The 22,663-nt window shown below is 26.8% G+C and carries 18 protein-coding genes; 3 read left to right on the top strand and 15 right to left on the bottom strand.

Features of this window, described 5'->3' with window-relative positions; all coding sequences use genetic code 11:
- Window positions 1-21 precede the first annotated feature (21 nt).
- Complete coding sequence (locus CQA42_RS03955; protein WP_115583395.1) at window positions 22-696, top strand: site-specific DNA-methyltransferase; 675 nt, start codon at window positions 22-24, stop codon at window positions 694-696.
- A 17-nt stretch (window positions 697-713) separates the two neighbouring features.
- Here CQA42_RS03955 and CQA42_RS03950 read toward each other — a convergent pair whose 3' ends face one another.
- From CQA42_RS03950 to CQA42_RS03935, 4 genes are read right to left on the bottom strand one after another with little or no spacing between them, the layout of a single operon-like run.
- Entirely contained in the window at window positions 714-1,409 is a 696-nt protein-coding gene (locus CQA42_RS03950; RefSeq protein ID WP_258865556.1) for an NAD-dependent deacetylase, read from the bottom strand.
- Window positions 1,409-3,010 (bottom strand): ABC-F family ATP-binding cassette domain-containing protein, encoded by a 1,602-nt coding sequence (locus CQA42_RS03945; protein WP_115583394.1) that lies wholly within the window; start codon window positions 3,008-3,010, stop codon window positions 1,409-1,411. The genes CQA42_RS03950 and CQA42_RS03945 overlap by 1 nt, the downstream gene beginning before the upstream one ends.
- A 1-nt stretch (window position 3,011) precedes the next feature.
- Window positions 3,012-4,679: a hypothetical protein gene (locus tag CQA42_RS03940; RefSeq protein ID WP_147289254.1), complete on the bottom strand. Its 1,668-nt coding sequence runs from the start codon at window positions 4,677-4,679 to the stop codon at window positions 3,012-3,014.
- Between the two features lie 30 nt (window positions 4,680-4,709).
- Window positions 4,710-5,666, bottom strand: a complete 957-nt coding sequence (locus tag CQA42_RS03935; RefSeq protein ID WP_115583392.1) for a chemotaxis protein — start codon at window positions 5,664-5,666, stop codon at window positions 4,710-4,712.
- 166 nt (window positions 5,667-5,832) lie between these two features.
- Between CQA42_RS03935 and CQA42_RS03930 the strand changes: the two genes are divergently transcribed.
- Window positions 5,833-7,044: an argininosuccinate synthase gene (locus tag CQA42_RS03930; RefSeq protein ID WP_115583391.1), complete on the top strand. Its 1,212-nt coding sequence runs from the start codon at window positions 5,833-5,835 to the stop codon at window positions 7,042-7,044.
- A gap of 26 nt (window positions 7,045-7,070) precedes the next feature.
- Here CQA42_RS03930 and gyrB read toward each other — a convergent pair whose 3' ends face one another.
- From gyrB to dnaA, 3 genes are all read right to left on the bottom strand, one after another.
- Window positions 7,071-9,386 (bottom strand): DNA topoisomerase (ATP-hydrolyzing) subunit B, encoded by a 2,316-nt coding sequence (gene gyrB / locus CQA42_RS03925; RefSeq protein ID WP_115583390.1) that lies wholly within the window; start codon window positions 9,384-9,386, stop codon window positions 7,071-7,073.
- Between the two features lie 4 nt (window positions 9,387-9,390).
- A complete protein-coding gene (gene dnaN, locus CQA42_RS03920) occupies window positions 9,391-10,491 on the bottom strand; it encodes a DNA polymerase III subunit beta (protein ID WP_115583389.1) in 1,101 nt (366 codons plus the stop codon).
- 133 nt (window positions 10,492-10,624) lie between these two features.
- Window positions 10,625-11,947, bottom strand: coding sequence for a chromosomal replication initiator protein DnaA (dnaA, locus tag CQA42_RS03915; RefSeq protein ID WP_115583388.1), 1,323 nt, complete (start codon window positions 11,945-11,947; stop codon window positions 10,625-10,627).
- Window positions 11,948-12,031: 84 nt separating this feature from the next.
- Here dnaA and ruvC point away from each other — a divergent pair, with 84 nt between their 5' ends.
- Entirely contained in the window at window positions 12,032-12,499 is a 468-nt protein-coding gene (ruvC, locus tag CQA42_RS03910) for a crossover junction endodeoxyribonuclease RuvC (RefSeq protein WP_115583387.1), read from the top strand.
- A gap of 1 nt (window position 12,500) precedes the next feature.
- Here the strand turns inward: ruvC and CQA42_RS03905 are convergent, their stop codons facing one another.
- The 8 genes from CQA42_RS03905 to CQA42_RS03870 form a co-directional block, all read right to left on the bottom strand.
- Window positions 12,501-15,491 (bottom strand): hypothetical protein, encoded by a 2,991-nt coding sequence (locus CQA42_RS03905; protein WP_115583386.1) that lies wholly within the window; start codon window positions 15,489-15,491, stop codon window positions 12,501-12,503.
- Window positions 15,492-15,793: 302 nt separating this feature from the next.
- On the bottom strand, window positions 15,794-17,218 hold the full coding sequence (locus CQA42_RS03900; RefSeq protein ID WP_115583385.1) for a Do family serine endopeptidase: 1,425 nt from the start codon (window positions 17,216-17,218) through the stop codon (window positions 15,794-15,796).
- 127 nt (window positions 17,219-17,345) lie between these two features.
- Window positions 17,346-18,029 (bottom strand): YggS family pyridoxal phosphate-dependent enzyme, encoded by a 684-nt coding sequence (locus CQA42_RS03895; RefSeq protein ID WP_115583384.1) that lies wholly within the window; start codon window positions 18,027-18,029, stop codon window positions 17,346-17,348.
- On the bottom strand, window positions 18,022-19,083 hold the full coding sequence (gene rseP / locus CQA42_RS03890) for an RIP metalloprotease RseP (RefSeq protein WP_115583383.1): 1,062 nt from the start codon (window positions 19,081-19,083) through the stop codon (window positions 18,022-18,024). The genes CQA42_RS03895 and rseP overlap by 8 nt, the downstream gene beginning before the upstream one ends.
- A 6-nt stretch (window positions 19,084-19,089) precedes the next feature.
- Window positions 19,090-19,632, bottom strand: coding sequence for a CDP-diacylglycerol--glycerol-3-phosphate 3-phosphatidyltransferase (gene pgsA / locus CQA42_RS03885; RefSeq protein ID WP_115583382.1), 543 nt, complete (start codon window positions 19,630-19,632; stop codon window positions 19,090-19,092).
- Window positions 19,633-19,657: 25 nt separating this feature from the next.
- The gene (locus CQA42_RS03880; protein ID WP_181881501.1) at window positions 19,658-20,428 is read right to left on the bottom strand and encodes an enoyl-ACP reductase; all 771 of its coding nucleotides are present in this window, start codon (window positions 20,426-20,428) and stop codon (window positions 19,658-19,660) included.
- Window positions 20,429-20,454: 26 nt separating this feature from the next.
- Window positions 20,455-21,360, bottom strand: a complete 906-nt coding sequence (dapA, locus tag CQA42_RS03875) for a 4-hydroxy-tetrahydrodipicolinate synthase (protein ID WP_115583380.1) — start codon at window positions 21,358-21,360, stop codon at window positions 20,455-20,457.
- Window positions 21,357-22,658 carry a pitrilysin family protein gene (locus CQA42_RS03870; protein ID WP_181881490.1) on the bottom strand — a complete coding sequence of 434 codons (1,302 nt, stop codon included), beginning with the start codon at window positions 22,656-22,658 and terminating at the stop codon, window positions 21,357-21,359. The genes dapA and CQA42_RS03870 overlap by 4 nt, the downstream gene beginning before the upstream one ends.
- Between the last annotated feature and the right edge of the window lie 5 nt (window positions 22,659-22,663).

Here is a 22,663-nt window from a genome sequence, read left to right as displayed (position 1 = left end):
AATAGCCTTAGGAGAGCAAATATGATTGATAAAACTCAATCATCAAAAAATAATACAATCACTCCAAAACTCAATTTTAAAAATAAAATAGATGGTTTAGAACTTCTAAAATCGCTTGAAAATTCTAGTGTAAAAGTATGCTTTTTTGACCCGCAATATCGTGGAATCTTAGATAAACTCCAATATGGAAATGAAGGAAAAAAAAGAGGATGTGCAAGGGTGAGTTTAACCCAAATGAATGATGAAGTTGTATATAAATTTATAAAAGAAATAAATAGGATATTAAAACCTAGTGGCTATTTATTTTTATGGGTTGATAAATTTCATCTCATAGAAGGTGTAAAGCAGTGGATTGATGATTTGCAAATTGTTGATATGATTACTTGGGATAAGGAAAAAATGGGCATGGGATATCGCTCGCGTAGAAGAAGTGAATATATAATAGTAATCCAAAAAAAACCAATTAAAGCAAAAGATACTTGGAAGATTCATAATATACCAGATGTTTGGTGTGAAAAAGTCTTAAAAACTCACCCCCATTCTAAACCAATAGAACTTCAAAAACAACTCATTTTAGCTACAACTCTCAAAGATGATTTGGTATGTGATCCTGCAAGTGGTGGATTTTCAGTATTTGAAGCTTGCAAATTGACGAATAGAAATTTTATAGGTGGCGATTTAAATGTTAATGAATAAAAATGTAAATTCTTAATTTATGATTCCATAAATTCATCAATATCACATTTTATTTTTGGTAAAGCACTAATAGCTGGCTGTATATAGGCTTTAGTAAAATGCTTTGCAATATTATTTGGATCATCAAGATTATTTAAAATACTCTTTGGTGAATTTATAGCAAATATATCTATTGGCAAAACTTCACCGCTTGTGCCAATAACTACTAGCAAATCTATAATCTCTAAAAGATTATAAAGCCTAGTATATTCAGGGGCTTGCTCGCCAAACATCACGATATTATGTCGCACATCGTTACTGCTACATTTTAAACAAATTTTATCTTTATAGCTTTCATAACCAATATTAAATACAAATCCACATTTATTACATCTAAGTTCAGGCAAAAATCCATGCAAATGCACCACATCTTTGCAACCTGCTCTCTCTAATAAATCATCCACATTTTGCGTCAAAATATGCACATTATTTGGATATTTTTCTTTTATACTAGCAATAATTTCATGTGCTTTATTTGGTTTTACACTTGATAGCTGTGCTCTTCTTTCATCATAAAAATCTAGCACTTTAAGTGGATTTTTCTTAAATCCTTGAGTGCTACAAACCTCCATAACATCGTATTCTTCCCATAATCCGCCACTATCTCTAAAAGTCTTTAGCCCACTAGCTGCACTAAGTCCTGCTCCACTTAGAATCATCACATTTTTTTGCATTATTTTTTGCTTTCTAAATATTCCTCATAGCTACCTTTAAAATCAACCATTTTTGCACCATTTGATGTTGGAATTAGTTCTATTATCCTATTTGCAAAAGCATCAATTAATTCTCTATCATGACTAACACAAAGTATATTTCCGCTAAATTTATACAAAGCTTCGCCAAGTGCGATAATTGCCTCTAAATCAAGGTGATTTGTAGGTTCATCTAAGATTAGAAAATTTCCACCTTCAATCATGAGCTTTGAGAGATACATTCTATGCTTTTCACCACCGCTTAAATTATTTAGCTTCTTTTCTTGCTCTTCACCACTAAAAAGCATTCGTCCAAGTGCATTTCTTATCTCTCCACTATCCATTTTTTTATCAAAACTTCTAAGCCATTCATAAAGAGTAAAATCTCCATTTATCTCTTCAGCAATATTTTGGGGAAAATATCCTTTTTGTATAGTTGCACCAAGTTTTAGACTTCCAGAATCTGGGCTTAATTCTTCTACAATAATCTTACATAATGTGCTTTTACCTACTCCATTTGGTCCAATAAGTGCTATCTTTTCACCTGGCAAGATTCTTAAATCTATCTTTTCAAATACAAGTTTAGATTCAAAAGATTTGCTTATATTTTCGCACTCAAAGACTTCATTACCAATTTCTCTTCTTGGCTTAAATACAATGCTAGGATCTCTTCTTGAACTAACTTTTACTTCTTCTATATTTAGTTTTTCTAGTTGTCTTTGTCTTGAAGTGGCTTGCTTTGCCTTGCTTGCATTTGCTGAAAATCGTCTAATAAAAGATTCTAAATCCTCTTTTTCTTTTAATTTTTTATTTCTCTCTGCCTCTTGTTGCTTTGCAATAATACTTGATGCGATATACCAATCATCATAATTACCACTAAATTCTCTAATAGTGCAAAAATCAAGGTCTAAAATATGCGTACAAACAGAATTGATAAAATGTCTATCATGGCTAATTACTACCATCGTTCCTTCATGATGTTTTAGATTATTTTCAAGCCATTCAATTGATTTTAAATCAAGATTATTTGTAGGTTCATCTAAAAATAAAATATCAGGTTTTGGAAATAAAACTTGAGCAAGTAGAATCTTAAATTTATCACCATTTGGAATTGTCTTCATAAGATTGTCATGCATACTTTGTGGGAAAGAAAGCTCCTCTAGAATCTTTGCGATATTTGTATCATATTCATACATCGGATCTTCTTCAGCACAAATTATTTCTAACTCACCTAATTCCTCATTTACCTTATCATCACTTAAATCTGCATTTTCATATAAATAATTTTTTCTTTTTATTGCATCATATAATCTTTTATTTCCAATCAAAACAGCATCACTAAGATTTAAATCCTCATAAGCATATTGATCTTGCTTTAAGATTCCAATCTTTAATCCATTTTCAATTACTATTTCTCCACTACTAGATTCTAGCTCACCGCTAAGAATCTTTAAAAATGTAGATTTTCCAGCACCATTTGCACCAATAAGTCCATATCTTTTATTTTTATCAAGTTTAATATTAATATTTTCAAATAATTTTTTTGTCGGGTAGGTCATCGTTAAATTTATAGTTTGTAGCAAATCATGCTCCTTTTTTTATATGTCTTTTTTGAAATAATAGTAAAGCCAAAATAACAATAAGCCCAATAGAGATGGTAAGCCCAAATGACTTAAGGGCTAAAATATTACTAAATGATAAAAATCCAAATCCAGCAATAGTAGTTATGCTAGAAAATATGATTGCATGTAAGGTTTTGATATTTTCACCTTCTTTTTCGACATAGATTCCATAATCCACACTCGAAACCACTATAATAAGCAATGAGAATAAATGCATAATATTTACTTCTGCATTTAAAAAATAAATACTTATTATGCTAAGTGGGGCTATCGTATAAGAAAAGCTTATAAGTGATCTAGTGACAGCAAAAACAATTACAATCATTATAACAATCACAATGCTAAGAATGCTAATCATTGGCTTATAGATTCCGCTTGTAATCTCATCACTAAGCTCTTTTATACTTCTTGCATCAACAAAATCTAGTTTTTTTGCAGATTCTAAATCATTAGAATCTATATTTAGTTTTGCATAAAATTTATCATCTTTTTGCAATATCTTTGCTGTCTGTGGATTTGACTTTAGAGTTATATTACTTGCGATTTGATATATATTATTTTGAAGTTCTTCTTTAGAATCTGCATGTAATAAGATAGTAGAATCCTGTCCTAATTCTTTTATAAAAAAATCTCTATCAGCAAGTCTTTCTTTGTTTTCATAATCTAGTTTTTCTAAATTATAATCCAACTTTAAATTTGGCAAACAAATAGCAAGAATAGCGATAGAAGCGATGATAATAAATATATTATTTATTTTTGGTTTTCTTAATCTTCGCATACTTTTATAAAATATTGGCTTTTTAAATTGTATTCCTTGATATAAAAATCCAAAAGACAGATAAGAAACAATCAAACAAACCATAGCATAAAGCGATAATTGTGATAAAAGTGGAAATGGTATAAATAAACAAATAAAAAATCCAGCAAATGTAGTAATAAAACCATAAAATACTGATTTATTAAATTTGAAGCGATGCATATAAAGTCTAAAAAAATGATGATGAAGCATATAATCAATGGCAAGATTCCCTATTGCTACACCAAAATTTAACGACATGATATTTACATTATCATAAACCATAGTAAGTGTAGTAATACCTATCAAATTTGCAGATATTATCGTAACCAAAGTATTTAGCGATAAAAATGGGATTCTTAATATAAAAACATACAAAACAATCAAAAATACTATTGATGTAATCATTATTAAATTTACATCATCAAATATTGCTTTGCTATTTTCTATCATCAATATTTCACTTGAAAAATATTTCAAATCACCAAATTTACCTTCATCTTTTGCAGAATCTATATGAGATTTAAAATTGTCATAAAAATCTTGCATTTTTATATTTTTGTTAATATCAATTATATAAATATTATCTTTTAGACTTATAATATTATTTATATAAGGAAGGGATTCTAATGAATCAATAGAATCTTTTGTATATATTAAAACTTGATTAGAATCTTCTAACTCACGATGAATATCTAATATATCTCTTTGTTCGACTTTTGGAAATAAATCTAGAATCTCTGTGCTTAATTTAGAATTATCAAAACAAAAACAAAAAAATATCAAAGACAAACATAAAATATAAAAATTACTAAATTTAATAATTTTATTCAATATAAAACTTTCTTTCATATAAATAATCTTTTATGATAAATATTTTTTGATACAAGCTTCAATTTCAAGTGGATTTGACTTTGAAATAAATTCATTTGCCTGCAATGACATAGCCATTTCTTCATTACTATTTCCACTCATAGATGAATTTACAACAATAGGCAAATGAGCAGTTCTAGGATTCTGTTTTACTTGTTTTATCACTTCAAATCCAGATGTTTCTGGCATCTCCAAATCTGTAATAATCATTCCAATTTGTTCTAAATCCGTATCTTTATCAAATAAATAATCTAATATTTTTTTACCATTTATAAAATCATAATGCTCGACACCAAGTTTATTAAGTATCAATTGAAGTGTTTTTAAAACAACAGGGCTATCATCAGCTACCAAAATTATTTTTTTAGTATTTACTTTTCCTAGTTTTTTTAATTCTTTTTCTTTATCCTCTTCAATCCAAGGAAATACATCAACAAGCATTTTTTCAATATCTACAATTTGGACTAATTCTCCATTAAAATATCTAGTCCTGCCTATTAATTTATTATTATTTCCGCCTCCAATAATTCCAGAACTCTGCTCTATTTCCGTCCATTTTTTGCTAAGGATTCTATCAGCCTCATAGATTCTAACACCTATAGTCCATCTACTAAATTCACAAATCATGATAATATCACCATTTATAGATGTATTTTTTATAATATGTTTTGATATATCTTTTTCTTTATTATTACTATCATAATAAAACCACTTTTTTAAGTCTATTAGCGGAATAGTAAGATCTCTAATAGTTAGTAAACCTTCTATAAGAGAACTTTTTTCATAGCTTATTACTGTTATATCGCCATCGTATTTTATTACTTCTCTTATTTTAAATACATTGGTAGCGTATAAATCACTTTTAGAATCTAGACGAAAACATAATAATTGTAGTTCATTATTTTTATGAAGGCTAGTTATCTGATCAATTTTAGATAAGTTTTCCATGAGATAGCCTCTTTAAATATAAATTTAAATTATATGATATACAGAATCCAATTAAAATTATTTAAAAATTAGGTGTGATTAAATATTCTATTACAAAAATATTTTTAAAATTTATTTTTGATAGAATTTTTAAAATATATTCAAATACTTTTAAAATGGAGTTTATATGACAAATATAAAAAAAGTAGTTTTAGCATATAGTGGCGGACTTGATACAAGTGTAATTTTAAAATGGCTTATAGATACTTATCATTGTGAAGTAATTACATTTACTGCAGATATAGGACAAGGCGAAGAAGTAGAAAGTGCTAGAGAAAAAGCAATAAATTTAGGGATAAAAAAAGAAAATATTTTTATTGAAGATTTAAAGGAAGAATTTGTTAAAGATTTTGTATTTCCTATGTTTAGAGCAAATACAATTTATGAAGGAGAATATTTACTTGGCACAAGCATAGCAAGACCACTAATTGCAAAAAGATTAGTAGAAATTGCAAAAAAAGTAGGAGCTGATGCAATATCTCATGGAGCAACAGGAAAAGGAAATGATCAAGTAAGATTTGAAATAGGCGCATATGCACTAAATCCAGATATAAAAGTAATTGCACCTTGGAGAGAATGGGATTTAAATAGTCGTGAAAAATTATTATCTTATGCACAAGATTCTGGAATAAAAATAGAAAAGAAAAAAAATCAATCACCATATTCAATGGATGCAAATCTTCTTCATATAAGTTATGAAGGACAGATTCTAGAAGATCCAAATATAGCACCAAATGAAGATATGTGGAGATGGAGTGTAAGTCCAAAAGATGCTCCAGATAAATCTACAATAATAACAATAGAATTTAAAAATGGTGATGGAATAGCAATAAATGGAGAAAAATTAACTCCAGCAAATTTTTGGGAAAAATTAAATAAATTTGGTGCTGAAAATGGAATAGGACGACTTGATTTAGTAGAAAATAGATATGTAGGAATGAAAAGTCGAGGTTGTTATGAAACTCCAGGAGGCACAATTTATCTAAAAGCTCATCGTGCAATAGAATCTCTTTGCCTTGATAGAGAAGAAGCACATTTAAAAGATTCTATCATGCCAAAATATGCCGAGCTTATTTATAATGGATATTGGTTTAGCCCTGAAAGATATGCTTTACAAGCTTTGATTGATAAAACACAAGAAAAAGTTGAAGGAATTGTAAAACTTGAACTTTATAAAGGAAATATAACAATATTAGGAAGAGAATCTAAAAATTCACTCTTTAATGCAGCATATAGCACATTTGAAGAAGATAGTGTATATAATCAAAAAGATGCAGCAGGATTTATTAAACTAAATGCTTTAAGATTTATTATTGCTGGAAAAAATGGTAAGAAATAAATTAACTTTTGATAAAAAATCTTGATTTAAACATCAAGATTTTTTACTTCTTTTGCATGTTCTTGGATAAATTCTCTTCTTGGTTCTACTTCACTACCCATAAATAAAGATAATATTCTATCGCTATTTTCTATATCATCTATTTTTACTTTAAGTAAAGAGCGATTTTCTTTTGTCATTGTAGTTTCCCATAATTGGTCTGGATTCATCTCACCTAAACCTTTATATCTTTGTATAGTTGCACCTTTTTTAGCTGAATCTTCTATTTCTTCTAAAAATTCTATTAAATCTTTATTTTCTAAAAATGATAATTCTCTATCTTTTATCTTATCAAATATATTTTTTGTATCTATGAATTGATTATCATAAAAGATTTTATTATTTATATTTAATTCTTGAAGACCTAGCTTTGTTTGGGTAAATAAAATAATATTATCAATATTTTCTACTTTATTTAATATATTGCAATTATTAGCTTTTAAATATTCTTCCATTCTTATAGATAAATCAATCAAACTTAGATTTTTCAAATCATCATTTTCAATTAAAAATCTAATAATATTACTAGAAAAATATCTTTTTTCTAGTTGTTTTAATAAAGCTCTATAATTAGAAATATTTTTTAAAATATCTATTAATTCATTATTTCCAATACCACTAAAATTAAAATTTTCAATACCATTTTCAATCAAGAATGAACTTAAATGTTTATCATCTTTTAGATATATATTCTTTTTACCTTTTTTGAATAGATATAAAGGTGGCTGTGCTATATAAATATGTCCATTTTCTATTAATGGTCTTAGATATTTGTAGAAAAATGTAAGAAGAAGTGTTTGAATATGACTACCATCAACATCAGCATCTGTCATCAAAATAATTTTATGATATCTAAGCTTTTTAATATCAAATTCTTTATCAATTCCACATCCAAAAGCTGTAATCATATTTATAATTTCATCAGTTTTTAAGATTCTATTAATATTACTTTTTTCAACATTTAGTATTTTTCCTCTAAGAGGAAGTATTGCTTGATAGGTTCTATCTCGACCAGTTTTTGCACTACCACCAGCAGAATCTCCCTCTACTAAAAATATTTCTGAAATAGTTGGATCTTTGCTTTGGCAATCTGCAAGTTTTCCAGGAAGTGTTCCAAAACTATTTGTTTCTTTTCTTGTTAATTCTCTAGCTCTTTTTGCTGCTTCTCGTCCTTTTGCTGCAAGCATAGCTTTTTGAATGATAGCTTTTGCATCATTTGGATTTTCTTCAAAAAATTTAGAAATTTTTTCATAAGTTATTTTTTGGACAATATTTCTAACAAATGAATTCCCAAGTTTGCCTTTTGTTTGTCCTTCAAATTGTGGATCCATCACTCTAGCAGAAACAATTGCAACCAAACCTTCTCTTATATCATCACCTTGTATTTTTGCATCTTTGTCTCTAGCATTTGCATTTGTATCAATATAATTCATTATTGCTCTACTAAGACCCATTCTAAAGCCACTTTCATGTGTGCCACCTTCAATTGTCCTAATATTATTAACAAAGCTCAATAATTTTTCACTATATGAATTATTATAAGCAAGAGCAATATCAATTTCTAATTCGCCATCTTTGTCATTAAAACTTATAATTTGTGAGATTAATTCTTTATCATTTATATCATTTACAAATTCTTTTAATCCACCTTCAAAACAGAATCTTTCTTTTATATCTGTATTTTCATCTATAAAATTAATTTCTATATTTTTATTTAGATAAGCCATTTCTTTAAAGCGATTTTTTAAGATTCTACTATCAAAATCAGTAACTTCCATAATCGTTTCATCTGGAATAAATTCAATAATAGTTCCATTTTTTGTAGTTTTACCTATTATTGTTAGATCATTTTGTGGAATCCCTTTTGAAAATTCTTGGGAATAAATATTTCCATTTTTATGTATTGTCATAATAAGTTTTTTACTTAGAGCATTTACAACACTTACACCAACTCCATGCAGACCACCAGAAACTTTATAAGTGTCTTTATCAAATTTTCCACCAGCATGAAGCACGGTAAGAACAACAGTTGCAGCTGGTAGATTCTCACCTTCGTGTAAATCTATTGGGATTCCTCTTCCATTATCTTCTACAATAACACTTCCATATTTTGTAAGAGTTATATTTATTTTTGAGCAGAATCCTGCCATAGCTTCATCTATTGAATTATCAACGACTTCATATACCATATGATGAAGACCATTTATATTTGTGTCTCCAATATACATCCCTGGACGTTTTCTAACGGCTTCTAAACCTTTTAAAACTTTTATATTTTTTGAGCTATATTCATTATTCATCATTCACCTACATAATTGTTGGTATAACAACTAATATAAAATTATCACTTTTTAATAAACAAGCTGAATTTTTATTTTCATTAATTCCAAATTCAAAATGTATAGAATCTATATTTTTTATATATTCTAATATATGCTGTGATGTTACACATATTTCTATATTATCATCAATAGAATCTATAAATTCTTTATTTAATTCTTTATCAATTTCTATTTCTGTTATAGCTTTTGAATCACTGTCATTTATGGATTCAAATGTTATTTTTTCTTTATCAAAGTTTAATTTTACTTTTTTTGATACAGAGCTTATTATTTTTAGAGATTCAATCATTTTTTCTTTATCAATTTTTATTTTATATTTTATATTTATATCTTTTGGAATAACTCTTTCATAATCAAGAAAATTACTATTTGGGATTCTAGTAAAGAATATATTTGTATCATTTTCTATTATTATGTTATTTTCTTTGAAATATATATTTGCTTCTCCATTAAAAAACTTTTGAATTTCAATTATTGCTCTTCTTGGAAACATAAAACTTATTTTTTCTATTGATGGATTGTTAAAGCTTATTACTTCAAGTCTTTTTGTATCTGTTGCTACAAATCTTATTTGAGAATCTTTTATATCTATTAAAGCATTTCTTATTTCCATTCTTGAACTATTTGGTTCTATTACTGGAAATATTTTTTTAAGTGAATTTATTATGTTATTTGAATCTATATTTATTTTTGAATTTTTATAATCATTTGGAAACTCTGGAAAATTATCTCCTATGAAGCTTTGCAATTTTATTTTTGTTTTTTCTTGTTTTATTTCAAGCTCATCTTCATTGCTAATTAATTCTATTTCGTTATCTTTTAGACTTTTTAAGACATTTAATATTTCTTTTCCATTGACAGTTATTTTTTCTTCTGTTTTTATATTTTCATCTTGTATTTTTGTCATTATTCCTATTTCATAATCTGTTGCTTTTAGGATTAATGTATTTTCTTTAGTTTCTATTAATATGTGAGATGTTATTTGACTATTGTCTCTTTTTTCTAAAAATGGTTGAAAATTGCTTATGATATTTTCTAGTTTGCTTTTATTTATTTTTATTTTCATTTTGTTTCCCTATATTTATAAAATTAGTATTATTTAGTAGTTTGTTGATTATTGTGAAAATATATCAAAAATTACTACTATTGCTTTAAAATAACTTGGAAAAAATTAGTGATTAATTGTCTCATAAATTCACTTAATTATTTATTTTTGAATCTTTAATTTTATTTTCTATTTCTTCTATTTTTAATTCTAATTCTTTATTATTTTCTATTTCTTTTTGTATTTTTTTCATTGCTTTACTAATTGAGCTATGATCTTTAAATTCTAAGAAGTTTGCTAATTCTGGCATAGAATTTCTTGTTAGTTTTCTACCTAAATAAATTACTATTTTTTTTGCTAGAAGTATATCTTTTGTTCTTTTTTTACTTTTTATATCTGCTGGTTTTATATTTAGATATTTTGATGTTTCATTTACTATATTATTTATTGTTATTTTTTCTATATTTGTATTTTTAAAACTTTTAATAGCATTTTTAACAAAATCTATTGTTATTTCTTGATTAAAAACTGAAGCATATGAATTTATAGTCATTAAAATTCCTTCAATTGTTCTAATATTATTATTTACATTTGTTGCTATAAAATTTATGATTTCATCATTTAGTTGTATCAAATCAATTTCACATTTCTTTTTTATGATTGCTATTTTTGTTTCTAATTCTGGAGCTTGGATTTGTGCTGTTACACCATTTTGGAATCTAGATTTTAATCTTTCTTCTATACCTAAATCTTTTATTTGTTTATCTGATGTAAAAACTAATTGTTTATTATTTTCTTTTAATACATTTAGTGTATGAAAGAATTCTTCTTGAGTTTGAAGCTTTCCTATTAAAAATTGAATATCATCCACTAATAAATAATCACAATTTCGATATTTATTTCTAAATTTATCCATAGTTTTATTTGCTAAATTATATGTAAAGTCATTTAGAAATTCTTCACAATTTATTAAAATTACATTTTTTTTGCCTATATTATAATTACCAATAGCATTTAATAAATGAGTTTTTCCAAGTCCCGTATCGCCACTAATAAATAATGGATTATATAAAGTGCCTTGATTTTGGGCTACTTTTTCTGATACTTTGAATGCAAATTTGTTAGATTCTCCAACTACAAATGTTTCAAAAGTCAATGATGGATTTATGATGGATTGTTTTTTATTTATTTGAACGATTTTTGTATCATATTGAGTTTTATTTCTTCTATTTTCTTTTATTTCTTTGACTTTTATTTTTATTGTTGGTTTTATTTCTGTTTCATTTTCAAATAAAATAGCAATTTTGTCTGCATAATTTCTATTTACCCAATTTGCTATAAAAATATTATTTGCAAGTAGAATCTTTAAATCTGATTTTGAATTTTTTTCATCAAATACTAAATTTTTTATATATTTATTATATTGTTCTTGTGTGATTTTACTCTCTAATTCTTTTAGTATAATATCCCAAATCATCCATTCTCCATATTTTTAGCGATTTTATTATGTGAAATTAATGTGAAATTAATGTGAATATATTTTATCATAAAGGTAATATTTATGAATATTTTAGGTATTGATCCAGGAAGTAGAAATTGTGGATATGCAATAATTAATAGTCAAAAAAATAAGATAAATTTAATTGAAGCTGGACTTATAAAAATCAAAACTACAGATTTTAAAGAACAGATTCTAGAGCTTATAAGTGGTCTTGATTTGATATTTAAGAGTAAAAAAATTGATATTGTTGTAATAGAAAATGTATTTTATGCTTATAATCCAAAGAGTGTTTTAAAATTGGCACAATTTAGAGGTGCTATTGTTTGTAAAGTAATGCAAGAGTTTGGGAATTTTTATGAATATACACCACTTCAAATAAAAAAATCAATCACAGGCAATGGAAAGGCAGATAAGATTCAAGTTTCATTTATGGTAAGAAGAATCTTAGGAATTAAAAATGAAATAAAACCTCTTGATGTTACAGATGCAATTGCAATTGCAATAACGCATCACAATTGCAATAAATAAATCATTCTTCTATATCTAGTTCTATTGAATTAGGTGATTTTGGTTTTGTTTGTTTAATAATAGGTTTTTTTGGTTTTGTTTGTTTAATAGGTTCTTTTGGTTTTGTTTGTTTAATAGGTTCTTTTGGTTTTTCAATCGGCTTTTTGATTTCTTTATTTTCTTCAATTTTTTCTTGTTCTAATTGTGTTTTTGTTATGGTTATTTTAAAAGTATCATCCAAATACACATTTTTAAAATCTTTATTATAATTTAGATACGGAGCAAATTCTGACTCTTTTTGTTTTATTATTACATTGTATTCACCATTTTCTTTTGAATCAAAAATGATTTGTTGTATTCCTTCTACCACTTGATTTGAATTTTCAATATTTAAATTCGTTTTTATAAAATCATTGCTTAGATAAAAATCACTAGGATGTTTTTTATTTATATACCAATTTGGACTATCCATAGTAATATCTTCAATATTTAGATATTTTTCTAGAATCTTTGTATCACAAGATTTACAATAAATTAGATATTTTAAATCTAAATTTATTTTTTTATCATCTGTATAACTTATCTCTTTTTCTAGTTTTCCTCTAGCAAATAATACACCAATAGGAGTAGAATCATCTGCTAATCTATCATAAACTACCAAATCATTATAATCATATGTTTTTCCATTGCTCTTAAATCTTATATAAAATACAAAGTCTGTTAATTTTATCTCTTTTGGTTCTACCAAGTCGCTTTGGGTTATTTTTATAATATTATTGTAATTATTTAGAATCTTTGAGATACCAAAATACATATTAACATTTGCTACTTGTTTATTATTAAATTCATCTAAATAAACATTTATTTTTGAGTTTAATCTATCTGTAATACTTCTTTTGAATTCTATTTTAGATTCTGAATCTAGATTTAATTCTACTACTCCATGATTACAAATTTGATTTATATTGATTATTTCATTTTTATTATTTACCGCACTTAATTGAATATTTAGCACAGGATTGTATTTAAATGAATTTCTATCTTCTAATTGACCATAATATGCGACTTGATAAGAAGATATTATGTCAGTTTTTATCATAAAATTATCAGGAATAACATTTATATTTTCTGTGATATTTATTTGTGTGCATTTAGGCTCAAGCTCATTTCCACATTTTTTATAATCGCCTTCTATATCAAAATCTATGCTAAGGTCGCCATTTGTTATTGTATTTGCTATGAATGAAGTTAGATATTTATCTGCTTTTCCATCTTTAAATTCTATTATCATAGGATCTTGGATAAATACATCATTATTTGGATATCCACATTTATTTTGTGTAAATTTTAAATTATTATTATTTGCAGATAATTTACCATTAAATCCAGTGTCGATTTCACCTTCTAAATTTAGTGCTTTTGAACCTTCAAATGATACATTTATCACACCAGCTTTTAAACTTAATGTTTTATCAAGATTTTCACTTCCAAATGTTGGAATCAAATCAAATTTTGCAGGATTTACTTGTATAGGATTTGTTTCTAATTTTAGATTCTGGCTTTGGCATACTATTTTTGTTTCATTATTTGATTTTGGAAATTTTAAATTGATTTTTTCAAATATATTATTTTTACTAAGATTAAATGAATAATTTATATTCTCACCATAATAATCTAATACTTCGCATTGCACTTTTATATCATCATTTGTTAGATTGACTACATAGATAGAATTTATATTATTTTGTGATGAGATTTTGTTCCAAATGATATTTTTATATGGTTCTATTGATGTATTTAAGCAATCTATATTTCCATTGCATAATTTAGTAAATTTAGTAAATATATCTTGCTCAATAATGGCAAAATTAGCATTGCTATCATTAGCATTAGAATCTGTTATAGTAGAATCTTCTGTTGTATTAGAATCTATTGCATTGGAATCATTAGAATCTATATTTTCTTCTACTTCATTATATGCTTCACTAGATACTTCGTTAGAAGCGATTGTAGTTTGGGATTGTGTATCTTGTAATTCTATATTGCTAGATTCTGTATTGTATTTTTCTATTATTTCTTGGCTAAATGCTAATTGTATAGGTGAATTACATTTACCACTATTTTGTCCTTGCATATTTGCTAATTCAAGTGAATTATTAGATATTATTTTTCCACTCTCAATAAATATTCCATAATTAGGATCTATATCTAGATTTGCAATCTCTATATTGTAATTATCACCATTTTTAGTTAGTTTTTTTAATAAATATTTTTTATTATCTAAATCAAATGGATTTACTTCAGGACCACATATTATATTGCCATTATATGGTGCTATTTTTGCATTTTGAGGGTTTATTGCATATATTGCATTAGCAGTTAGATTTGTATCCATATCATTTCTTTTAGAAATATCATCACTATCAATTATATCTATGAAATCTTTTTCTTTATCTCCACCAAAGAAAGTATTTAATTTTATAGTTGCATTAGAACCATTTGGCATAATTATTGCTTCAGCATTGATTTTTGAGCCTCTATTTAATATCAAATTACCTTTGCCATTTGTCCCTTCTATAATTTCTAATATAAATTTTTTAGGATTTTTAGAATTTATTCTTATGCCACTATCTAAGATTACATCACCAGCTACAACAAGCATTATATTGTCATTTTCTAATTCTATTTCTTTATTTGTTTTTAGTGAATAGCTATTATCATTTGTATCACTTTTGTTTTCAAATAATATACCTTCTGTAAATAATTCTCCTTCTGTAATCATAGAGCAATCTATAACATCATATTCTGTATCTTCATATTGAAATTTTCCATCATAAATACAGGCATTATATTTTGTAAATACATTATTATTAGAATCTACAAATTTATGTAAAAAAATTGGAGGATTATTTATATCTAACTTACATTCTTTTTGATTTTTATCGCTAAAATCACAGCTATTTGCAAAAGCAAAGAATACAAAACAAAATAAAGATAAGATTATTTTTAGCATTATGTTCCCTTAAATTCTATCTATGAATTATGAATTTTATCTAAAGTTATATTCAAATATCCACAAATATTTAAACTAAGATAGATTTTTATAATAAAAAATGATTTTTATCAAATTTAATAGCTTTTTTATCGTTTTATATATCGATAAAACCATTACATAATCACATAAAATTATGAGTCATATTATTTAATATATTTAAATATGGAATAAAGGAGATAATCTGGATTAGAAGATTCTACTGCTTCAAATTTTTATTAATAACTTCATTATAAAGTTATTAATAATTTTTTCATACCAATTTAGTTTAATACTAAAGTCTTTGCTCCACCTCTTTTATAAACTAATATTCTTTTTGCTTGATTTTGGTATTTTTTCATAGCATTATTAAAGTCTTTTGTATTATTTATCGTTATATCCTCTATTTGAGAGATAATATCACCTTTTTCAAACCCAGCCTCATCAGCTTTGCTATTTTCTATGACATTGCTAACAATTATTCCATTAAAATTATTAGGAAGTCTATTTGCTTGTCTCATTTGACTTGTTATGTTTTCTACGCTTAATCCATAGTTTTTATTAGCTGATGTATTATTATTTTGTGTTTGTTTTGCTTGTGCTACCTCATCGCTTTCTAATTTATCTAATTTTACTTTTGCTGTGTATTCTTTTTTGTCTCTTATATATTTTATTGTGATAACTTCATTTGGACTAAAAGAACCTATCATATTTTTTAATTCTGATGCATTTTGCACAGGTTTATTATTTACAGCAATGATTAAATCCCATACTTTTAACCCTGCTTTTTTAGCAGCTCCATTGTTATCTACATTTACTAAAACTGCCCCATTTCTACCACCATATAAATTAGATAAATTATCAGTTACATCTTGAATTCCAACTCCTAGGAAACCTCTATCAATGCTACCTTTTTCTATTAATACACTTGTAATTTTTTTTACCATATCAGATGGTATTGCAAAGCCTATGCCATGATTTCCACCTGTTCTTGAAAGTATTGCAGTATTTATTCCAATTAATGCACCACGAGAATCTACAAGCGCGCCACCTGAATTCCCCGGATTTATTGATGCATCAGTTTGTATAAAGTTTTCATAGTCATTTATTCCAATTCCCGTTTTATTAAGGGCGGATATGATTCCTTGTGTTACACTTTCTCCAACACCAAAAGGATTCCCTATTGCAAATACAATATCGCCTACCATTAAATCATTGCTATCACCTAGCTTTGCAAAAGAAAGATTTTTTTTCTCTATCTTAATCACCGCCAAATCACTTCTTGGATCTTTGCCTATTATTTTTGCTTCATATTCTTTTTTTGAGCCATCAGAAAGCGATACTAGAATCTTATCTGCTCCATCTATTACATGATTATTTGTAACTATATATCCATCGCTTGATATAATAACACCGCTCCCAAGTGAACGTTCCACCCTATCTTGTGGCATATTATTGTATAAGTCCCCAAAAAATTGTCTAAACAATGGGTCATTGAACATAGGGTGATTGCCAATATTGTTTGTTACTTTTTTTTGTGTTGATATATTTACCACACTTTTTTTGACTTCATTTATGGCGTTACTATATGAATAAATAGAATTCTGAGATGTGCTAGCATTGTTTCTTTGTGTAACCGATGGCATTTCTTGAAAATTAAATGCACTTAAAAACAAAAATGGAATAGCTAAAATATTTAATGATTTCATTTTTTCATCTTCCTTTTTTATAATTATTATTTTTGTGAATTATATAGCAATTATGTGAATTATTGGTGAATTTATTTTATATAAGAATCTATAGAATCAATGTTTATATAAATATTTTTTAAGATTATTATTTTTTAAATATACTTGATCCTATGCGAAGCATATTTGCACCATTTGCAATAGCAATTTTATAATCATTACTCATACCACAAGATAATATTTTTGCCCCAGAATCTTGCAATTTGTCAAATATATCTTTTGTTTTTTTAAAGCAAGATTCTATGATTTTTTTATCATCTGTATTTGCAGCAATTGTCATTATTCCTTCTAGCTTTATATTTGGGGCAATTTGTAGAATCTTTTTATAAGATTCTATTGCTTCATCAATACAAACTCCACTTTTTGTGCTTTCATTTGAGCTATTTACTTGCAATAGGCATTTTAATGTCATATTTTGTTTTTCTAATCTAATTTGTAATTCTTTTGCTAAATCTATAGAATCTAGCGATTGCACCATATATGGCTTTATTGAGATTAGCTGATTGATTTTATTTTTTTGTATTCTCCCTATCATATGCCATTGTAATGGTAGATTTTCTAATATATTAGATTTATCCTTTAAATCTTGAATCTTATTTTCACCAAAAGTTCTATGCCCTGCGTGATAAAGCATTTTTATATCATCATAGCTAACATATTTTGATACTGCTATTAGATTTATTATTTGATGAGATGAATATTTTAATCTTTCTTTTTCAATTTCTTCAATTATATTTCTTAGATTATCTTTTATTTGTAAGTATCTATCCATTTTTTATAGCTATTCTCCCTATGTCATTATATAAGCCTAAAACCATTAATCCAAATAATATAATCCAGCCACATATTGTTAGTTTATATGCAATATTTTCATTTAGTTGTCTTTTTGTTATCCATTCATATAGTGTAAATACAATATGACCACCATCAAGTGCTGGTATTGGTAGTAGATTTAGAATCCCAAGATTAATTGATATAAGAGCACTTAACCCAAGCAATGCAATAAATCCTATTTCTTGTGCTTGTGCTATAGCCTGCACTACAGCTATTGGACCTCCTAATTGTTCTATTGGTAATATTCCTATGATGATTTTTTGAAGACTAAGCACTATTAGTTTTGCTGCAAATATCGTTTCATTTACTGCATAAGGTATTATTTCATCTATTCCATATTTTATTCTTGCTATATCACCTTTTGCTGCAATTCCGATGAATCCTTGCTTTATATCTTCACCAAAAATATTTTTAGAATCTTTTATTTCTGGAGTAATTGCTGTTTGAAGTATTTTCTCTCCTCTTTTGTATTCTATGTTTATTTCTTGTGTTTGATTGCTTATATTTCTGCTTAAATCTCTCCATGTTTTTATTTCATTACCATTTATTTTTAATATAGTATCGCCTTGCATAAGACCAGCTTTATATGCAGGTGAATTATCTATAGTTTTTCCTATTGTAGGTAGAATCGTTGTAATTCCATAAAGACCAATAAATATATACAAGATAAAAGCTAGCAATATATTTGCTCCACTTCCTGCAAATAATATACAGATTTTTTTCCAAGGTGCTTTTGTGTTGTAGCTATCATCATCACTGCTAACTTCATTTGGATTTAAATCATCTTGTCCTTTCATTTTTACATAACCACCAAGTGGTATTGCAGATATGGCATATTCTGTGCCATTATAAGTTTTAGTCCATATTTTTTTTCCAAAACCAATACTAAAAACTTCTACTTTTACACCAAAGAATCTTGCGACGAGAAAATGCCCACTTTCATGAAAAAAAATCAAAAATGATAGGACGATAATTGAGATAATAAGCCACATATATTTCTAACTCTTATAATATTGTTTTGTATATTCATATCCAGAATATATTGTAACTATTGTTGCACACCATAATAATAATGTTCCCCCAGGAAATAAATCTGCTAAAAGAAAGGCAATAGCTGCTATTTGAAGCCCGGTTTTGTATTTTCCTAGATTGCTAGCTGCTACATTTCTTCCATCACTAGCTGCAATCACTCTAAGTCCAGTTATAAAAAACTCTCTACTTAAAATCAAAAAAATAGCCCAAGGATTTGCCCTATCTAATATAAGCAACCCAATAAATGCACCAAGTATAAGCATTTTATCTGCGAGTGGATCAAAAACTTCACCAAATTTGCTTTTTATATTGTAGATTCTTGCAATATATCCATCAAAAAAATCTGTTAAACTAGCTATACAAAATATCAAACAAGCAAGATAATTAATCCACGAATAATCAATCCAATTTGGAAAAATGCTACTACCATACAATATAATAATAAGCATTAATACAGTTAGTAAGATTCTAATTATTGTTAATATATTTGGCGTATTTTTATAACACATATTCCTAAATAACTCGAATTTTATATTATTGAAATGTTGTTCCACCATCAATGACGATTGTTTGTCCTGTTAGCCAGCCACTTTGTGTTTTATCACATAAGAAAAGTGCAGCTCCTGCTAAATCATCAGGATTGCCCATTCTTCCTAATGGGGATTGTTCTTCTACCTTTGCTTTTACTTCATTGTAATCTGGAAAAGCTCTAAGTGCATCAGTATCAATAGGTCCGCCACTTATGGCATTTACACGGATTCCAAATTCACCAAGCTCTGTTGCAGCATATTTTACCATCGTTTCAACAGCATTTTTAGAATTTCCATGTCCTGCATAGTTTGGCATATAAACAAGATTCCCGGTAGAGCTTAGAGAAATAATCGCCCCACCACCTACTTCCTTCATTCTTTTTGCAGCCTCTTGTGTGCCTACTACAAAAGCTAATACCGTAGCAGTATAAATATTATTTAATCCTTTTGGTTTTAATCTCATAAAAGGAGCAAATCCCCCCACTACACTTCTTCCATAAATAATTGCATTTGAGATAAAGAAATCAACTCTATTAAAATCTTCATCAATTTGTTTAAAAAGTTCTATATATTGTTCTGGTTCTAAAACATTTAATGGATAATATTTTGCTTTGATATTATATTTAGTGCTAACATCAGTAGCAATATTCTTTGCTTCTTCTTCATTTTTGTTATATGTAAAGGCAATATTCACACCAAATTCAGCAAACCTATAAAGTATAGCCTTACCTATACCCCTTGTTGCACCGCTTATAACTAGAGTTTTTCCTTTCATGTATTCTTTGGTTTTTAATTCTATGCTCATTGTTTTACCTCATATTGTTCTAAAGTTTTTTCTAATAATTTTATATTTTCTTTACTCATTTCACTTAAAGGCAATCTAAATTCCAATGTATCAATTAAGCCACATAGCCACATAGCTGTTTTTATAGGTATAGGATTAGTTTCGCAAAATAATATTTTATTAATTTCAAATAGATTTGCATTTTCTTTTAGACTATTTTTATAATCACCATTATTTGCGTATTTAACTAGATTTACAATTTTATCTGGTAATAGATTCCCTGTTACTGATATAACACCACAACCACCACTTGCAAGGATTGGATAATTGATAGAATCTTCACCACTTAATATCTTTATAGTAGGTATTTTAGCATTTATTTCAACTACCCTTTCTATATTGCCAGATGCCTCCTTTATGGCATATATATTTTTATTTGCATTATGTAGTCTTTGTATAGTATCTATATCTATGTTTATGTTTGTTCTACCTGGAATATTATATAGCATTACAGGTATATCAATACTATTTGCAATAGCTAAAAAGTGCCGAAATAAACCTTCTTGTGTTGGTTTATTATAATATGGAGACACACAAAGGATAGAATCTGCACCAGCTTTTTGTGCAAATTTTGCTAAATCTATGGCTTCTTTTGTTGAATTACTTCCAGCACCTGCTAAGACTAAAGTATTACTTTCTTTACATATATTTACAGCTGCTTCTATGCATTCCATATGTTCTTTGTGGCTTAAGGTAGCAGATTCTCCTGTAGTCCCCATAGTAACACATGCATCCATTCCATATTTTATCTGTCTTTTTATTATTTTTTCATAGCTTACAAAATCTACTTTATCATTTTTAAATGGTGTAATTAAAGCACTCATTGCACCAGTTACTTCTTTCACTTCCTCACCTTTATTCATTTTCTTAAAAATATTGTAGTAGATGATTCTTCTTTGAAATATTTATTTGCAACTTCTATAATATCATCTATGCTTAGTTTATCAAAACTATCCTCATAATTTAATAGAGGTTTTATATTACCTCTTGCAAAATAGCTACCATATAGTGATGCAACATGTGAAGAATTTTGTAAGCCAAATATAAAATCAGCTTTTATATTAACTTTTACTTTGTCTAATTCATCTTTATTTATTTTTCCTGCTTTTATATTATCTAATTGTTTTAATATAGAAGATTCTAGTTCTTCGGCTTTTATATCTTTATTTCCCATTGCCATTAATATAAATAAACTTTCATCTTTTAAGTCCATATTATATGCTTGCACATTTTGTGCTATTTTTTCTTTATTTACCAAATTATCAACTAAAATTGAGCTTTTGCCACCACTTAAAATATAGCTTAGGGCAGATAGTGCATTTTGATCGTTATGCTCAAAGTTTGGAATCTTATAGGCTAGGGCGTATAATTCTACTTCTTGGTCTTCTCTTTTTATATCAATAAATCTTTTATCTGTTTGTTTTGGTTCTATTGTGTGTATAGAAGGTATTTCTTTTGTATTTTTTATAGTATTAAAATATTTTTTTGCACTATTAAAAACTACATTAGAATCTATATCGCCAGCTACTACTATAATGGCATTTTTTGGTTGGTAATATGTTTTGTAAAAATCTTTTATATCTTGTATATTCCAAGATTTTATATCATCCATAAAACCTATTGGAGTCCAGTGATATGAATGATATAAAAATGCAGTATTAAATAATCTAAAATATAAATACCCCATAGGCGAATTATCAGTCCTCCATAGCCTTTCTTCGCTTACTACATCTCTTTCTGTTTGAAATTCATCATCTCTCAAAGATAGATTGCTCATCATTTCTGCAAATAATTCTAGTGATTTATTTAAATTGTCTTTACTTGATTTTATGTAGTATCTAGTGTAATCAAAGCTTGTAGAGGCATTTGTATTTCCCCCGAATCTTTTTACAATATTATCAAATTCGCCTGCCTTTAGTTTCTTTGTGCTTTTAAAATTCATATGTTCTAGCATATGGGCTATACCACTTTTACCTAGAATCTCATTTCTGCTTCCAACTTTATAAAAGATATTAATATCAATTACATTGCTATTATTATTCATAGGTATTGCAACGACTTTTAGTCCATTGTCTAAATCTAATTCTTCATATTTGTATAACACACTTGAAAATGCATAATTGCTCATTAAGATCACTCCAAATAAAATATTTCTAATCATTTTAA

Source organism: Helicobacter sp. MIT 99-5507 (genome assembly GCF_003364295.1).
GTDB lineage: Bacteria > Campylobacterota > Campylobacteria > Campylobacterales > Helicobacteraceae > NHYM01.
This window is presented reverse-complemented; position numbering and strand designations above follow the sequence as displayed.

Bases quoted from the DNA above. Each gene is read 5' to 3' on its own strand.
- pgsA (WP_115583382.1), bottom strand. From the start codon at position 19,632: ATGTGTTATAAAAATACGCCAAATATATTAACAATAATTAGAATCTTA.
- dapA (WP_115583380.1), bottom strand. From the start codon at position 21,360: ATGAATAAAGGTGAGGAAGTGAAAGAAGTAACTGGTGCAATGAGTGCT.
- ruvC (WP_115583387.1), top strand. From the start codon at position 12,032: ATGAATATTTTAGGTATTGATCCAGGAAGTAGAAATTGTGGATATGCA.
- CQA42_RS03900 (WP_115583385.1), bottom strand. From the start codon at position 17,218: ATGAAATCATTAAATATTTTAGCTATTCCATTTTTGTTTTTAAGTGCA.
- gyrB (WP_115583390.1), bottom strand. From the start codon at position 9,386: ATGATGAATAATGAATATAGCTCAAAAAATATAAAAGTTTTAAAAGGT.
- rseP (WP_115583383.1), bottom strand. From the start codon at position 19,083: ATGTGGCTTATTATCTCAATTATCGTCCTATCATTTTTGATTTTTTTT.
- CQA42_RS03905 (WP_115583386.1), bottom strand. From the start codon at position 15,491: ATGCTAAAAATAATCTTATCTTTATTTTGTTTTGTATTCTTTGCTTTT.
- CQA42_RS03930 (WP_115583391.1), top strand. From the start codon at position 5,833: ATGACAAATATAAAAAAAGTAGTTTTAGCATATAGTGGCGGACTTGAT.
- CQA42_RS03935 (WP_115583392.1), bottom strand. From the start codon at position 5,666: ATGGAAAACTTATCTAAAATTGATCAGATAACTAGCCTTCATAAAAAT.
- dnaN (WP_115583389.1), bottom strand. From the start codon at position 10,491: ATGAAAATAAAAATAAATAAAAGCAAACTAGAAAATATCATAAGCAAT.
- CQA42_RS03870 (WP_181881490.1), bottom strand. From the start codon at position 22,658: ATGATTAGAAATATTTTATTTGGAGTGATCTTAATGAGCAATTATGCA.
- dnaA (WP_115583388.1), bottom strand. From the start codon at position 11,947: ATGATTTGGGATATTATACTAAAAGAATTAGAGAGTAAAATCACACAA.
- CQA42_RS03895 (WP_115583384.1), bottom strand. From the start codon at position 18,029: ATGGATAGATACTTACAAATAAAAGATAATCTAAGAAATATAATTGAA.
- CQA42_RS03955 (WP_115583395.1), top strand. From the start codon at position 22: ATGATTGATAAAACTCAATCATCAAAAAATAATACAATCACTCCAAAA.
- CQA42_RS03950 (WP_258865556.1), bottom strand. From the start codon at position 1,409: ATGCAAAAAAATGTGATGATTCTAAGTGGAGCAGGACTTAGTGCAGCT.
- CQA42_RS03880 (WP_181881501.1), bottom strand. From the start codon at position 20,428: ATGAAAGGAAAAACTCTAGTTATAAGCGGTGCAACAAGGGGTATAGGT.